We start from the raw sequence: 1,180 nt of genomic DNA on the forward strand, positions 1-1,180 counted from the left end.
TATTCAAAATTTTATATTCAATTATAAACATCAATGTTTGAAATTTCACAATTAAAAGAAAAGAAACTCTCTGAATTACAAGAGATTGCAAAAGAATTAAGTATCCCTAAGTACCGTTCTTTAAAAAAATTAGATTTAGTTTATCAAATTCTAGATCATCAAGCTGCTAACCCAAAGGCAACAACCGAGGCTAAACCAGAAGCAAAAGCCGAAGACAACAAACCTAAACCTAAAAGACAGAGACAGCGCGTTCAAAAAAAACCTGCTAACACTAGCAATACTGATAAAGCTGAAGCAAACGCTGCTAAACCTACCGAAGATAAACCGCAAGCTAAAAAAGAGGAACAAACGCAAAGTAAGCCTCAAAACAACAACAATAGCAATAATAGTAACAACAACAATAATAGCGGTAATAATAACAATAACCAGCAAAAACACCGTCAACACAAAAATCAGCATAAAAATCAAAAAAATAATGTTGATAATGGCAATAAAGACAACAGAAACCGTTATCGTGAGCCAGATTTTGAATTTGATGCCATAATTGAAAGTGAAGGTGTTTTAGATATTATGCAAGATGGTTATGGTTTTTTACGCTCATCAGACTATAACTACCTATCATCACCAGATGATATTTACGTATCACAATCGCAAATTCGTTTATTTGGCCTTAAAAAGGGCGATACCGTTTTAGGTAATGTTAGGCCTCCTAAAGAAGGTGAAAAGTATTTCCCTTTAATAAAAGTAAACAGAATTAACGGCCAAAAACCTGAAGTTGTTAGAGACCGCGTATCTTTTGAGCATTTAACACCTTTGTTTCCAAGAGAAAAATTTAATATAGCTGAAAAACAAAGTACCATTTCAACACGAATAATGGATTTGTTTGCTCCTATTGGTAAAGGGCAACGTGGTATGATTGTATCGCAACCTAAAACAGGTAAAACCATGTTACTTAAAGATGTTGCTAACGCTATTGCCGCAAACCACCCCGAAGTTTATCAAATGATTTTACTAATTGATGAACGCCCAGAAGAAGTTACAGATATGCAACGTAACGTACGTGGCGAAGTCATAGCATCTACCTTTGATAAAGAAGCTCATGAACACGTAAAAATTGCCGATATTGTTTTAGAAAAAGCAAAACGTTTAGTTGAATGTGGGCATGACGTAGTAATTCTTT

At 34.2% G+C, this 1,180-nt stretch carries 1 protein-coding gene; it reads left to right on the top strand.

Annotation, left to right across the window (positions count from 1 at the left end; translation table 11 throughout):
* Nucleotides 1-33: 33 nt before the first annotated feature.
* Nucleotides 34-1,180, top strand: a 1,147-nt coding sequence (gene rho / locus FUA24_RS07900) for a transcription termination factor Rho (RefSeq protein ID WP_148541208.1), incomplete at its 3' end; no start/stop codon positions are given.

The organism is Seonamhaeicola marinus (assembly GCF_008085455.1).